The organism is Oceanispirochaeta sp. M1, assembly GCF_003346715.1.
Classification (GTDB): domain Bacteria; phylum Spirochaetota; class Spirochaetia; order DSM-2461; family DSM-2461; genus Oceanispirochaeta.
This window is the reverse complement of sequence record NZ_QQPQ01000001.1, coordinates 16,348-31,456: the sequence shown is the minus strand read 5'-3', so window position 1 is coordinate 31,456 and position 15,109 is coordinate 16,348. Positions and strand designations below refer to the sequence as shown.

The window sequence follows — 15,109 nt, the reverse complement described above, 5'->3', positions numbered from 1 at the left end:
CTCATGAATCCCTTATTTAAATACAGCTTCGAACGGCAGGACTGGTGTAATCTGGATGTTCTTGAAAGAAACCGGATACCTGTCCGCCCGTTCTATTGTTCCTATGCGGATGAAAAAGCCGCTCTCTCCTTCGATAGGAATCGGAGCGGTCGTTATAAACTGCTGAACGGCCTATGGAAATTCCGTTATATGGAGACCCCCTTTGCTCAGGATGAGTCCTTCGAGTCCCCTTCATTCGACGACAGTGGATGGGAAGATATGACAGTCCCCTCACACTGGCAGATGTCCGGATACGGAGCCCCCCACTACAGCGATGCGGTAACACCCTTCCCCATTCAGGATGTCCCCTGTATTCAGACCGATAATCCCACGGGACTCTACCGGCGGAATCTGATGATCCGAAAAGAAGATGACATGGAATACATTCTCCGCTTTGACGGAGTGGAAAGTAGTTTTCATCTCTGGGTCAACGGACATTTTACAGGATACAGTCAAGTAAGCCGGCTCAGTGCTGAATTTGATGTGACTCCCTTCTTATCGGATGGCGAGAATACAATAGCCATAAAGGTTTATCAATTCTGCGACGGGAGTTATCTGGAAGATCAGGATATGTGGTGGCTGGCAGGGATCTTCAGAGACGTCTCTCTCATGACCCGCCCCTTAATCCACATAAGTGATTACAACATTGAATCTGCCCTGTCGGAGAACGGGATGGACGGTGAAATTACAATCGATATGAAGGTTGAGAACCACTCCCTCCGGCCGGAAGAGATCACTATAAACCTGATTCTGAAGGATGAGCAAAAAACACTTATATCCCTATACGAAACAACTAATTTGAAACCAGGTGAATCGGCGAGGATCACCCTGGGAGGAAAGGTAAATGCCATCCATTCCTGGAATGCTGAAGATCCGTATCTTTACAGTGCACTCCTGTCTCTGGAACTACCGGAAGGCACGAACAAAGAGATTTGTCCGCTAAGAGTCGGCTTTCGCAGAGTGGATCAGAAGGACGGACTGATCCTGGTCAACGGTAAAGCCATCCGCTTTAGGGGAGTAAACCGTCATGATTGGAATGCAAAGACAGGAAGGACTGTCACAGTCGATCAGATGAGAGAGGATCTCATGCAAATGAAACAGAACAACATCAATGCGGTCCGTTCGGCTCACTACCCCAATCAGCCGGCTTTTTATGATCTCTGTGACCAGCTGGGTTTCTATGTGATGGAAGAAGCTGACCTCGAGTGTAACCAGACCTATTACTGCGAAAATCCCGATAAACTGAGTGAAGATCCCCGTTGGCGGGAAAGCTATCTGGACCGGATCGGAAGGATGGTACTGAGGGATCGAAACCACCCCTCCATACTCTTCTGGTCCCTGGGAAATGAATCAGGTTACGGAGAGAATTTCAAGGCAGCGTATAATCTGGTCAAGTCTCTCGATCCCACGCGGCCGGTTCATTACGAAGAAGACAAGGACGCCTGTTCGGCCGATATGTATAGTTCCATGTACACAAGTCATGAAAAGATGGCGGAAATAGGAGCCCTTAAACTCGATAAACCCCATATTATCTGTGAATACGCCCATTCCATGGGGAACGGTCCCGGGGGATTGATGGAGTATTGGGATCTTTTTAAAAAGTATCCTCGTCTTCAGGGCGGTTTTGTCTGGGAATGGAAAGACCACTCTCTGATAAAAACCACCGACCAGGGGATTCCCTACTATAGCTATGGAGGAGATTACGGCGATACTCCCAATAGCGGCGCATTCTGTTCCGATGGACTTGTACAGGCCGACGGTAAACCGACTCCGGGACTGACACAGTTGAAAAAGGCTCTTGAACAGGTCCGGGCGGAAAATCTGAATATGGAGGATGGCACTGTCCGGATAGTCAACGATTATGATTTTATCACACTATCGGGAATGACCCTCCGCTGCCATGTCCGGACAGCTGAAAAAATACTGATAACAAAAGAGATCTCCCTGCCGTCGATCCCGCCGGGAGAGGCTGAGAGTATAAGGCTCTTCAGCGATCAGGATCGAAGGGAAATGGACGGCTGTTCCGATGAGCTGCTGATCCATATGGAATTCCACCGTCCTCTATCAGCCGGAGAGGGGCCCACAGAATACTGGGAGACGGCTTTTACTCAATTTTCTCCTCCCCCCCGAAGAGTCGAAAACAAAGAGGATACGGCACCGGTTCACGACAAAAGAGCCGAAAAAATCTCAGTACGCGAGGTAAATGACACCCTCCTTATTACGGCAGGAACCACGGTTCTGGAATACGATCGGATACATGGGTTCATAAAGACACTCCGCTGTGAAGAGGATCTGCTGATTAGCGGCGGATTCCCCATGGATTTCTGGCGGGCCCCGATTGACAATGATAAAAATACGAAACTTCACTGGCAGAAATACCAGGTGAATAAGATTAAACCCTTTACAGCCAGTATCACAGTAAGCGAAGAGGAAGGAGTTATCCGGATCTGCGCCGAAAAAATCTATGCCCCCATCGTCATGGAATGGTCTATTGCCGTAGTGGAGATCCTCACGATGAACTCAAGGGGAGTCATAACTCTGGAAACCCGGGGCCGTCCGTCTGGAAGACTCCCGGACAGCCTCCCCCGTATCGGAATGCGTTTCGAAATGGCGGAAGATATGACAAACCTTCAGTGGTATGGAAGAGGCCCCGGAGAAAACTACAGGGATAGCTTGGAGGGTTCTCCCCTAGGTCTTTATGACAGTACAACGGATGAGAGCTATTACCCCTATGTGGTTCCACAGGAACATGGAAACCACTGTGATGTACGCTGGCTCTTTATCGGGAACAACGAAAACCGGGGACTCTGTATCGCCGCACAGGATGTGCTGAACTTCAGCGCCGGACATTATTCACGGGAGGTTCTGGAGAAGGCTGCACATACCTGTGATCTTGTCCCTTCCCTCCGGCCGATTTTAACCCTGGATAAAAGCCATCATGGTCTGGGAAGTGCCAGTTGGGGCCCGGACGCCCTTCCGCAGCACACACTGAAACCCGAACCATTTCATTATATCTGGGGTCTTATCCCCGGAAGGAGAGAAGAGGCCCCTCATCTGGCGAAAAGGCTACGCTCACAGCTCCAGGAGACAGAAAAAAGGATACCTAATCAATGAAGAACCCCATGAAAGCCCTGGCCGTAAATCAGAAGAATGCCCCCTACTACTTCCTGGCTCCGGTCATCATTATTTTTCTGATATTTATGATTTACCCCATCATCCATTCTTTTGTTCTGAGTTTTCAGAAATTTGACAGTGGAGTGTACTCATTTGTCGGCTTCGGCAACTATATGACCCTTATGAAGGATCCGGTCTTCTGGAGTGCCTTGAAAAACACATTCATCTACCTCCTGGTACAGGTCCCCTGCATGGTCATCATTTCCCTGGCATTAGCGGTCATTCTGGACCAGAAGTTCCTTAGGCTCAAACCCCTGTTCAGGATGTCTCTGTTCCTCCCATCCATAACGGCACTGGTTGCCTATGCCATCGTTTTCAAAATGCTTCTAAACACCGAATACGGCATAATCAACCACCTATTCCAGTCCATCGGACTGCCGAAGGTCGACTGGCTGAACACCACATGGGGAGCCCGGATATCCATCATCATGGCCATTACCTGGCGCTGGACGGGATACAATATGGTCATCATGATCGCCGGCCTGCAGGCTATCCCGACCTCCCTGTTTGAATCGGCCTGCATCGACGGAGCCAATGCCTGGCAGAAGCTGCGAAAGATTACCATCCCCATGATGAAACCGATCATACTTTTCATCAGTATAACCTCCACCATTGGAACCCTGATGCTCTTCGATGAGTCCCTGATTCTCACCAACGGCGGACCGGACAATGCAACGATCACCACAGGCCATCATCTATACAATTCGGGATTCCAGTTCTTCAAGTTCGGCTATGCCGCCTCGATCAGCTATATGCTGGTCCTGATCATAGCCCTGTTGTCATTCATCCAGTTCAAACTGTCCAAGAGAGAGAATTCATGAAGAAATTTCTGACCTATCTGTTTCTAATCATTGCGGTGGCTGTCTCCCTGTTCCCATTCTATTTCATGTTTGTTTCCTCCGGGAATTCAAACAATGAGATTCTCAGTTCACCCCCTGCTCTGACAGCAGGCACTCACCTGATAGAAAACCTCCAGGAGCTCAATAAAAAGATAGATCTTATCAGAATCATCTTTAACTCCCTGTTTATCACCTGTACATATACGATTGCGTCCCTATTGATCCATTCCATGGCGGGATTTGCTCTGACAAAGTACAACTTCCGACTGAAGAATGTGCTGTTTTCAATCATCATGGTCACCATGATGATCCCGGCTCAGGTACTGTATGTTCCCCTGTTTACCATGATGAATCATCTAGGCTGGGTGAACAGCTATCAGGCAGTTATTCTGCCCACTCTGGCAAACGCATTCGGAATCTTTCTTATGCGCCAGAATATGCAATCATTTCCGGAATCCCTTCTGGAGGCCTCCCGCCTGGATGGATACAACGAATTTTCAATTTTCTTCCGAATAGTCCTTCCCAATATGAAATCTGCTCTGGGAGCCCTGGGGATCTACATGTTTTTAAGCATGTGGAACAGTTTTATGTGGCCCCTGATCATAATGAGCACCAAAAGCATGTATAACTTTCCCGTTGCCCTCTCCGTGCTGGACGGTAATAACTGGCAGAAAGATTACGGGGTTATCATGCTGGCAACATCTATTGCGACTCTACCCATTCTGGTCATATTTCTGATACTGCAGAATCAGTTTATCTCCGGGGTCATGGGGGGAGCCGTTAAAGAATAGTCTCAACTCACCGTCCCGTATGGGAGGGTATCTTACAATTGGTATCTATAAAAAATGGAGGATACAATGAAAAAAGGGAATTTCGTTTTATTGGTTTTATTGGCAACGCTTATCGGATTCACCGGCTGTAGCAAAGAGAAAACAGCTGCTGCGTCTGAGGATAGCGGGAAAGTCGAGGGTAATCTTATTGTCTGGAGCTGGGATGTGGCCCTGGCCCATCTGGAGGAAGTCGCTCCGGGGTTTCAGGAGCTATATCCGGATGTAAAGTTCAATTTTGAAGAGATGGGAACGACTCAGATCTACGGTAAAATGACCACATCTCTGGCTTCAGGAATTGGGCTCCCCGATCTGGTTTCACTGGAAGGTGAGCAGATGTCAAAATTCGGCTCCAAATTCCCCGACAAGTTCCTGGATCTGACGAGCCATGTCAATCCATCAGATTTTCTACCTGTAAAGATCGGTGAAGCGACCTCCGGGGGCAAGATCATTGCATACCCCTGGGATGCGGGCCCCTGCGGTCTTTATTACAGATCCGATATTTTCGAGCAGGGCGGTATCCACGCGGAAGATATTAAAACATGGGATGATTTTATCACTGCCGGTATTGCTTTAAAAGAAAAAACAGGTGTGGCCATGATGCCCCTGGCAACCTCCCGGAAGGATACATTCTACCGCCTTCTTCTGATGCAGCTGGACAGCTTCTACTTTGACGATGCTGGAAATACCAGAGTCAACTCCGCCGAATCCATCCGGGCAATGGAGATGGTAAAAAAGATCTATGATGCCGACATTACAGTGAACGACGGCAGCTGGGATGACTATATTATATCTATCAAGGAGGGCCTGGTTGCCACAGTTCCCGAGGCTGTCTGGCTGATCGGAAGCATCAAAGATGCGGCACCCGATACAGCGGGTCTATGGAGAATCATGCCCCTTCCCGGATTTGATGAAAATAACAGGAACGGTTCTTCCAACGGTGGTTCCGTTCTGGCAATTCCCGCGGTAACAAAATCACCCGATGCGGCTATTGCTTTTGCCGAATATGCCATGACAGACCAGGCTGGTCTGATTCAGGGATTCAAGAATTACGGTCTTTACCCCTCCTACATTCCGGTGTACCAGGCTGATATTTTTCAGCAGGGAGATGAGTTTTTCGGTGGACAGAAGATCTACAGTATGTTCGGTGAGATTGGAAAGAGCATTCCTGCGGTTAATTACACTCAGAATTTTGCAGAAACCCTGGATCTTTCCAAAAATGCTGTGGCCAAGGTTCTGCTGAAAGGAGCAGATGTAACCCAGACCATGAATGACCTTCAGAATGAACTGAGCGCCAAGTTCGATAAGTAATCATCAGAAACTTTTAAAAAAACGGGCTGTCACAGGGCAGCCCGTTTTTTCACTCACAGAGGATATCATTGAAAACAATTGCACAGAAGAATACAAAACAAATACGAACGGAAATTATTATCCTCATCCTCCCGATTATCCTGGAAAACATCCTTCAGCTATCGGCGGGGGTCATCTCAACGGCGATGATCGGTCGTCTCACAGCGGCGGATATATCCGGGCAGGGGATCTGCCTGCGTCTGACCGATACACTCTGGTGCCTTTATAAGGGTATTGGTATCGGAGCAACCATCCTCATAGCCAGGGCGTATGGCGAGGGTAACAACCGGAAAGTAGATCACATCACCGTTCAGACATTTCGAACAGCCGTCCCCCTATCCATTCTGTTCGCCCTGATCCTCTTTCTGACTCCTCTTACATTCCTTCAGTTTTTCACCAGCAATCCGTCTATTCTGAAACAGGCCCTGCTGTTTATGAGAATTATCATCTTCGGATTTCCTTTCGTCATCACCATGCAGATCGTAACGGCCAGCTTTCAAGGCCGGGGAGATACGAAAACCCCCATGTTCATAGCCCTTCTGGTAAACCTGGTAAACATCATTTCCGGATATCTTCTGATTTTCGGTTCCCTCGGATTCCCTGCCATGGGTATTCAGGGAGCGGCGATATCCCTTGTCCTCTCCCAGGCTGCAGGTGCGGGAGCAGGTGTGTACCTTCTATACGGTAGAAGAGGGCAGCTTAATCTGAAAAACAGAAACAAAGAGAGCTCCTTTCTGGATAAAAACATGATAGCTAAGATCTATCACATGGGGCTCCCTGCTTCATTCGAAAGTATGTTCTGGCAGTTTTCGGCCATCATACTCAGTAAAATAATACTCTCCTACGGAGAAGGTCCCTTCGCGGCCTATCAACTGGGAATTCAGGCCGAGACTCTGACCGAAATGCCGGCTATAGGTTTCGGCATTGCTGCGACCACCCTAACGGCCCGGGCCATAGGGATGAAGGACCCCGAATTGTACAAGCAATATTTCAAACAGCTTCTGCAGTTATCCCTTGGCATCAGTGTCGGAACCTCCTTACTTTTAATCACAATGCCCGGTGTGTTCATGAGCCTGATGACCGATAATCCGGAGCTGAAGGCCATCGGAATCCTTTATGTAGCCATCATGGGTACTATTCAGATTCCCCAGAACCTCTCCCGGATATTCAATGGCGCCATCCGGGCCGCAGGATACTCCCGAATCCCCATGTACATTGCAGGTGCCGGGATCTGGGGATTCAGGATTCCCCTTGCCTTGCTGACGGCCTATGTCTTTCACTGGGACCTTGTTTTTATATGGCTTTGCATCGCGGTGGATCAGATTATGCGCTTTATTCTCAGCATATTGGTTTACAAAAATAAAAGAATAGCCCATTTTATCAACAGGGAGCCGAGCATCCCTGTGAAAGGAAATATTGCCCTATGACGACTCGTAAAAAAGGAAAATCACTGTTGGCCGATCTCTCTCTGATTATAGTGGCCCTCATCTGGGGGTCGGGATTCATCGCCACTCAGTACGCCATAGACAGCCAAATGAGCGCCAGTATGATCATGGCCCTGCGCTTTTCCATAGCCTCTCTTGCCATGGTTGCCTTCTTCTTCAGATCCATCTTGGCCATAACAAAATCGGATATTCTAAGCGGTCTTCCAGCGGGAATTTTGCTCTTTCTGGCTTTTTTCGCTCAAACCATCGGTCTGGAATACACGACGCCCTCAAATAATGCCTTCATAACATCCACAAATGTCATCATGGTTCCCTTTATCACCTGGATTCTTCTAAAAAAGGCTCCCCCCATGAAATCATTCATTCTTGCGATGGTCTGTCTTCTGGGGATTTTGCTCCTGACATGGTCCCCCGGGAAGGGAATCGTGTTCAATAAGGGTGATTTATTGACTCTGGTCTGCGCCTTTCTCTTTGCCTGCCATATATCCTATCTGGATGTGGCCTCTAAGAAAGTCGATGTGGGGAAATTGACTTTTATCCAGATGTTCACTGCGGCAGTCCTGTCTATCCTGACTCTTGTAATCCTTGATCCCAGCTCTGTCTATCAGGCAGATTTCTCCACCGGCCTGTATCCCGTTCTGTATCTGGGGCTGTTCAGCACCTGCCTCTGTTTTTTGATTCAAACGGCAGCGCAGAAAAAAACCACTTCCACAAAGGCGGCCTTATTCCTGTCTACGGAGTGTCTCTTCGGTAGTTTCTTATCTGTCTTGCTTGGTCTGGAACCATTGACGGGTTCCATGATACTGGGTGGTTCTATCATCATGGCCGCCATTGTTCTGTCGGAAATTGACTGGAAGAATCACTGGAACAGTCTCTCGGGAATGGTATTGCACATGGTGGCCTGAAACTGAACACGGACCCCATTGGCGTACTCCATGATAGAAATCTTCCCATTTCCATTTCCCCAGCCTGGTCAAATTTTATCATGAGAAAAACTGGAAGAATAGTAAAATTTACACTTTCCCTACAGCCTCAACATCGTTTTCATCTTTTAGGCAACATGGCGTAAACCTGCCTGAAAAGCAGAAAAATCTGGATCTCTGACATAGCCGAATCTGCTGCAAAACTTTGATACTCATTAAGATCTCCCTGGTTTCTAGTAGAATAAATACTGAAATAACCAATTCGGAGGTATCTTTATGAGATTATATAAAGAACAACACCACTATTATTGTAGTATCGATCTCCCCATCAAAGTATGTATATCGGTATTATGAATCAAAGCGTGAAAGTTCTCTATCACAAAAATATACAAAAATATACAAATAGATCCTAATATTTTCCTTGAAACAGTTACTCCTTCCCCACATTCTATTTTCTAATAATTTGAATTTGCTCCTACTCGTTTCATAAATTTTTATTGCATGGATTCCGGGTAGACCGGGGAACTTACGTCCCTGTTGCCCTCTAAGAACCGTGTGAGCAATTTTCACCGCACACGGCTCAAGGCCCTGTCAATTTACGAAACGTAGACCAGCGGTAAAATCCGTCTGGATTCCAGCAGTTTTAGATTAGCATGACTGTCACGCATAGCAAAGTATTCTTCTTTATGGTGCAGGATAATTTATATCCTTTCCCAAAACGCATCCAGAAATGATATCTAAGCCACCCGGGAGATTTATTCCTGTTATTTCGGCAACCGGTTAACCAGCCAACAGGGATAAGCCCTGATTATCTCTATCAGCCAAAGTTTAGTTTTACTTATATTCTCATACCTGCCGATAGGAAGGGATAAAAAAAGAGAAGGGATAATCCCTGAGAATCCCTAAGAATTTCAGTTAATCTATTTTATTCCTCTTCCTAAAGGAGTTATTATCATGTCCTACACCATTCGCCCCTTACAGCCCTCCGACGAGGCTGCTTTAAAACACATCTGTTTTCAAACCTTCAGAAACGGAACCGATGAAAGGTATCGGGAGCTGGCGGGTCTCCATTGGGCGGTTCCTTATCTCCGGTATGAAAGGGAAAACGGGTTTGTGGCGACGGATACCGAAGGAAAAGTAATCGGATATGTTCTGTCAGCCTTGAATGCCAGGGAATTTCGCAGCTCTTTCAAACAACGAATGAGCAAGGAAATTTTAACGGAGTTGAAACATCAGCGACGGAATTTCGGTTTATTTGAGTATCTGGAAGTTCGCTCCCATTTTCAGAAATATGAAGAGACTTTGCCTCCAGGAACCGACCGGGATTATCCGGCCCATCTCCATATTGATATCTTGCCGGAACATCAGGGAGCTGGACTTGGAGGGCGGCTGATGGACGCTCTGATCGAGCGGCTTCGAAAGGCGGAGTGCCGGGGAATACACCTGGGAGTGGGAAATGATAACACAGGAGCCATCCGGTTCTACCATAAGATCGGTTTTGAAGCTCTGAAAAGTAGCCAATCTTTAGGGGCCGCAATCCATATGGGACTCAAGATTTAGAATGACGAACAGGGGAGATTGCTGTTGGCCAGTCAATTTATGATAACAGAATTCTCATAACGTAAAAATGTTGTGTATAGGATCATAGAATTTTTCCGTTCCGAAATTTATCCATAAAGTACCGAAATCAGCCCATGGTAATACGCGGGAAGTCGCGCCAATATAGATACGTAAATCAGAAAAATCTATACGAATTTTATATATGGGAACAACTTGTGGTATTAAGCAAATACGTCTTACAAATAAAGCAACATAGAGTGAAATACCTCATGATGCTGCCCGGAATCATCCTGCTCATACTGATTAACTATCTGCCGATGTTCGGAAATATTATTGCGTTCAAGGAAATAGATTATAGTCTTGGTATTCTTAAGAGTCCATGGATAGGCTTTGAGAATTTCACCTTTATGTTTGCCAATAATGATTCATGGATAGCAATTAGAAACACCCTGGGCTATAACATAACCTTCATAATTACCAATATTATTGGTTCGGTTGCTCTTGCCATTGGACTCAATGAAGTTCGCAATCGTCGAGCTGCCAAGATATACCAGGTTTTGATTATCATGCCCCATTTCATCAGTATGGTTGTCGTCAGCTATCTGGTTTATGCTTTTCTCGGGTATCACTCAGGGTATGTTAATGACTTTCTAAAGAACACGCTGCACCTTGAACCCATTAGTTGGTATATGTCTCCCCAGCACTGGCCCTTTATTCTCATCATCGTCAATAGCTGGAAAGCCTGGGGTTATGGCACTGTCATATATTTAGCCACAATGATGGGCTTTGATCCCCAGATCTATGAAGCGGCCACCATTGATGGAGCCGGTCGGATGAAGCAGATAATGAAGATAACAATTCCTCTTCTTATGCCCATAATAACTCTCATGTTCATCCTTTCTCTGGGAAGAATCTTTAATTCGGATTTCGGCTTGTTCTACCAGGTCACCAGAGGATCCGGAGCTCTTATTAAAACAACTCAGACCCTGGACACCCTTGTTTATCGGTCTCTTATCCTTGTGGGGGATATTGGGATGTCATCTGCTGCTGCGCTTTTTCAATCATTTGTCGGATTCCTGACAATTATTACATTCAACATGATTATTCGAAAGATGAGCCCTGACCGGGCTATGTTTTAGGGGAGCTGACAATGAAAAAGATACAGGGCCGTTCAGATATCGCACTTAATATTGTTTTTATTTTTATTATTGCAGTCACACTGATACCTTTTATATTACTGCTTACAATTTCATTTTCCAGTAATGATTCGGTGATTAACAATGGATTTAACTTCATTCCCGAAGACTGGAGTCTAGAGGCTTACTCAATTCTTTTTAAGAATCCTCGTGTCATCATTGATGCCTACAAAGTAACGATTTTTGTCACCATAACCGGAACTTTTCTGCATCTTTTTGTGGCTTCCATGTATGCCTTTGGGATTTCCAGTCCAGACATGCCTTTTCGAAGATTTTTCACCTTCTTTTTGTTATTAACAATGCTGTTCAACGGTGGAATGGTCGCCAGTTATATTGTTAATACAAAGATGTTAAATTTTAAAAATAATTACAGAGCCTTAATAATACCCTACCTGATGAATCCCTGGCATATTTTAATTCTGCGAACCTATTTTACAACATCCATTCCCGGTTCCCTTTTAGATGCTGCAAAAATTGACGGCGCCGGTGACTGGAGAGTTTATTTTAATGTCATGTTGCCCCTGGCAAAACCAGTTCTGGCAACCATAGCACTTTTTTCAGTTCTCATTTATTGGAATGATTGGTTTCAGAGTCTTCTCTACATCACTGAAGAGAGTAAGTTCAGCCTGCAATTTGTCATGCTGGAAACCATGCGTAAGATAGAGATGATGGAGCAATTGATGAAAATCGGTGCACCTCCCGAAGTTGTCGCTAATCTTAAAAATCTACCCGCCGAAACAGTCCGATTTGCCATGGTTGTCATCGGTATCGGTCCCATCATTTTTGCATACCCCTTCTTCCAGAGATACTTCGTTGAAGGAATGACCATAGGATCAATTAAAGGGTAGATGAAGTTGTTCATCAATGCTGTGCGTTGCATGGTAGAAAATTATAAGGAGTTTAATTTATGAAAAAAAGGATAGGATTGGGTTTTGCTTTATTGGCAATGGTCTTGATCGCATCTCCTCTTTTTGCCACAGGGCAGAAGGAAGCTGTAAACGACGGTGAACCTGTAGAAATCACGATCTACATGCCAGGATCGGGAGCTCAGGCTGATCAGGAAATGGTTTTGGAAGAGATTAAGGCTTACGCTGGTGAAAAGATTGGTGCATACCCTAACATTGAGTTTATCGGTTGGGGAGAATGGGATGATAAAAAAAATCTTATGATCGCTTCCGGTGAGGATTTTGATATTGCCTTTACCGCTTCCTGGAGCAATTTTGAACAGGAAGTAAGTAGAAATGCCTGGTTAGCACTGAATGATCTTATTGATGAGAATGCCCCTAGTCTCCGTGAGAATGTCGGTAGATTTCTGAATGCTCCCGTAATTGATGGTAATATTTATGCTGTTCCTACTGTAAAAGAAGGAGCTGAAGGTAACGCCTTTCTTTACAATGCAAAGTATGTCGAAAAATATAATATTCCAATCAAAGATATCAAAACTCCCAAAGAACTTGAGCCCTGGTTGGCTTTAATCAAGGAGAAAGAACCCGATGTCGTCCCCTATCTGGTAGTTAAAGATCGTGTTTCTGATCTGCCCCGTACCATGATGTCTAACTGGGACAAATTGGCCAAAGGATTCTCCAGACATGACGGTGTGGTTATGCACGACTGGCAAAATGATAAAAAATGGGATTGGTCCGCCACTATGTACGATTGGTTCAATGCCGGTTATTTTCAGCCTGAGGCAGTCGATTTAAAAGATCCCAACGATACCAAATACTGGAATAACGGAAACTGGTTCGCCTTCTCTCATGTTGCCCACCCCGGCAAGGCAGGAGAATTGTCCAATCAGCATGGCTATTCAATCGTTGCAGGAGCCAATCTTCACCAGCCGATGGTTACAAAAGATATTCATCTAGGCTCTATGATGGCTATTTCCCAAAGCTCTAAACACCCTGTAGAGGCTATTAAAGTTCTGGATCTGATGAACAGAGATAAGTACTTCAATAACCTGATAAACTTTGGTCTCGAAGGTGTTCATTACGATTTCGTTGATCAAGAGAAGGGAATTATTGAACTTCTTAGTGATGGATACCGTCCTTCCATGGGATGGGCTCTTCAGAATCAGTTCCTTAATTATATCACTGCCAAGGAAGATCCCAATAAATGGGCCAAATATGAAGAGTTCAATGTTTCCGCTGATGTTTATGATTCAGTAGGTTTCTTTCCCGATATGAATCCTGTAAAAACCGAAATGGCATCTATTTCAAATGTACTGGAAACATACGAAAGAATGCTTGACCGGGGTGTGATTGATCCCAATTCCATCAAGGATGAATTTCAAGAAGCTCTGATTAATGCAGGAGTAGAGGCTGTTGCCACAGAACTTCAGAATCAGATAGATTCTTACCTGAGCAGCAAATAAACCCTTTCCTCAGAGGGGAAGATCGACGGAATTGAATGTTGAGATTCCCCTCTTCAATTATAAATAAATTAGCTTTTCCAAACCTTGTTTCTTGGCAACAAGATTCTATTACATTTTTATCCCCATATACGAGGCAATCTAATGATGCATGAACATTACTTGAAGTATTGGCAAAAACAGGAACGTTTAATTGAAAAAAGAAATGAAATAGAGGAAACGTTTTATAACGGGATATATGATAGGTATAAAAATCCTGTAATTACACGCCATCATGTTCCTTTGTATTGGCGTTATGATCTCAATAAAGAAACAAATCCTCATTTCATGGAAAGACTCGGTATCAATGCCGCATTTAATCCTGGCGCCATATATCATAATGGAAAATATATTCTCGTCGTTCGCGTTGAAGGATTAGACCGAAAGTCCTTTTTTGCCCTTGCCGAAAGCGAAAATGGAATAGATGGGTTTAGGTTCCATGATTATCCTCTTTCCTGGGAAAACAACGATGATGAAGAGACCAACATCTATGATATGCGCCTGGTTAAGCATGAGGATGGGTTTATTTATGGAATTTACTGTTCTGAAAGAAAAGACCCTGATTCGGATGATAGTTCCTCCGCTCTGGCGGAAGCGGGTCTTTTGAGGACAAAGGACCTGAGTCACTGGGAAAAGCTTCCGAATATTAAGGCATCATCTCAACAGCGGAATGTTGTTCTTCATCCGGAATTTATTGACGGCAAGTATGCCTTGTACACAAGACCGCAGGATGGGTTTATTACAACCGGTTCTGGAGGGGGTATCGGATTTTGTCTTTGTGAAAGCATGGAGAACGCGGAAATCAAGGATGAAAAGATTATTTTTGAAAAAAAATATCATACGGTCTATGAAATGAAGAATGGTCAGGGACCTGCCCCCATTAAAACTGAGAAAGGGTGGATACATATTGCCCATGGAGTAAGAGATACTGCTGCCGGCCTGCGATATGTTCTTTATATCTTTGCCACCAGTCTTGATGATCCCTCCAAAGTTATCGCCAGGCCCGGGGGTCATCTAATCGCCCCCTACGACAATGAGAGAAGCGGTGATGTTTCCAATGTTGTTTTTTGTAATGGGCTTATTGTGGATGACCGTGGGGATGTGTTCATCTATTACGCGTCCAGTGATACCAGAGTACATGTTGCCAAAAGCTCTGTAGAGAAATTGACCGATTATACATTTAATACACCGGAAGATCCCTATAGATCTATGCCTTGTGTGGAACAGCGGAAGGAATTAATTAGAAATAATCTGCTGCTATTGGAGAATGGTCTGGATACCTCAGCAAAATGAAAATGTTTTGATCAATTTTTTGGGTTCCTGCAATCGTTTAAATTTTATCTTCTCGAAAT

The 15,109-nt window shown here is 45.2% G+C and carries 11 protein-coding genes; all 11 read left to right on the top strand.

The window, feature by feature from the left end:
* Positions 1-3: 3 nt before the first annotated feature.
* The 11 genes from DV872_RS00110 (at position 4) to DV872_RS00060 (ending at position 15,050) form a co-directional block, all read left to right on the top strand.
* Positions 4-3,153 (top strand): glycoside hydrolase family 2 TIM barrel-domain containing protein, encoded by a 3,150-nt coding sequence (locus DV872_RS00110; protein WP_114627793.1) that lies wholly within the window; start codon positions 4-6, stop codon positions 3,151-3,153.
* The gene (locus tag DV872_RS00105; protein WP_230391357.1) at positions 3,150-4,034 is read left to right on the top strand and encodes a carbohydrate ABC transporter permease; all 885 of its coding nucleotides are present in this window, start codon (positions 3,150-3,152) and stop codon (positions 4,032-4,034) included. Before DV872_RS00110 ends, DV872_RS00105 begins: the two co-directional genes overlap by 4 nt.
* A complete protein-coding gene (locus tag DV872_RS00100) occupies positions 4,031-4,843 on the top strand; it encodes a carbohydrate ABC transporter permease (protein ID WP_114627792.1) in 813 nt (270 codons plus the stop codon). Before DV872_RS00105 ends, DV872_RS00100 begins: the two co-directional genes overlap by 4 nt.
* Before the next feature lie 66 nt (positions 4,844-4,909).
* Positions 4,910-6,190, top strand: a complete 1,281-nt coding sequence (locus DV872_RS00095; RefSeq protein WP_158546751.1) for an ABC transporter substrate-binding protein — start codon at positions 4,910-4,912, stop codon at positions 6,188-6,190.
* Between the two features lie 68 nt (positions 6,191-6,258).
* Positions 6,259-7,656 (top strand): MATE family efflux transporter, encoded by a 1,398-nt coding sequence (locus DV872_RS00090; protein ID WP_158546750.1) that lies wholly within the window; start codon positions 6,259-6,261, stop codon positions 7,654-7,656.
* Complete coding sequence (locus tag DV872_RS00085; RefSeq protein ID WP_114627789.1) at positions 7,653-8,579, top strand: DMT family transporter; 927 nt, start codon at positions 7,653-7,655, stop codon at positions 8,577-8,579. Before DV872_RS00090 ends, DV872_RS00085 begins: the two co-directional genes overlap by 4 nt.
* Positions 8,580-9,551: 972 nt before the next feature.
* Positions 9,552-10,157: a GNAT family N-acetyltransferase gene (locus tag DV872_RS00080; protein ID WP_114627788.1), complete on the top strand. Its 606-nt coding sequence runs from the start codon at positions 9,552-9,554 to the stop codon at positions 10,155-10,157.
* Positions 10,158-10,414: 257 nt separating this feature from the next.
* Positions 10,415-11,296, top strand: coding sequence for a sugar ABC transporter permease (locus DV872_RS00075; RefSeq protein ID WP_199563402.1), 882 nt, complete (start codon positions 10,415-10,417; stop codon positions 11,294-11,296).
* A gap of 11 nt (positions 11,297-11,307) precedes the next feature.
* Complete coding sequence (locus tag DV872_RS00070) at positions 11,308-12,201, top strand: carbohydrate ABC transporter permease (protein ID WP_114627786.1); 894 nt, start codon at positions 11,308-11,310, stop codon at positions 12,199-12,201.
* A 59-nt stretch (positions 12,202-12,260) separates the two neighbouring features.
* Positions 12,261-13,721, top strand: coding sequence for an ABC transporter substrate-binding protein (locus DV872_RS00065; RefSeq protein WP_114627785.1), 1,461 nt, complete (start codon positions 12,261-12,263; stop codon positions 13,719-13,721).
* A gap of 279 nt (positions 13,722-14,000) precedes the next feature.
* Entirely contained in the window at positions 14,001-15,050 is a 1,050-nt protein-coding gene (locus DV872_RS00060; RefSeq protein ID WP_304481663.1) for a glycosidase, read from the top strand.
* Positions 15,051-15,109 lie beyond the last annotated feature (59 nt).

Coding starts and splice junctions, on each gene's coding strand:
- DV872_RS00110 (WP_114627793.1), top strand. CDS start 4: ATGAATCCCTTATTTAAATACAGCTTCGAACGGCAGGACTGGTGTAAT.
- DV872_RS00095 (WP_158546751.1), top strand. CDS start 4,910: ATGAAAAAAGGGAATTTCGTTTTATTGGTTTTATTGGCAACGCTTATC.
- DV872_RS00070 (WP_114627786.1), top strand. CDS start 11,308: ATGAAAAAGATACAGGGCCGTTCAGATATCGCACTTAATATTGTTTTT.
- DV872_RS00085 (WP_114627789.1), top strand. CDS start 7,653: ATGACGACTCGTAAAAAAGGAAAATCACTGTTGGCCGATCTCTCTCTG.
- DV872_RS00100 (WP_114627792.1), top strand. CDS start 4,031: ATGAAGAAATTTCTGACCTATCTGTTTCTAATCATTGCGGTGGCTGTC.
- DV872_RS00080 (WP_114627788.1), top strand. CDS start 9,552: ATGTCCTACACCATTCGCCCCTTACAGCCCTCCGACGAGGCTGCTTTA.
- DV872_RS00065 (WP_114627785.1), top strand. CDS start 12,261: ATGAAAAAAAGGATAGGATTGGGTTTTGCTTTATTGGCAATGGTCTTG.
- DV872_RS00105 (WP_230391357.1), top strand. CDS start 3,150: ATGAAGAACCCCATGAAAGCCCTGGCCGTAAATCAGAAGAATGCCCCC.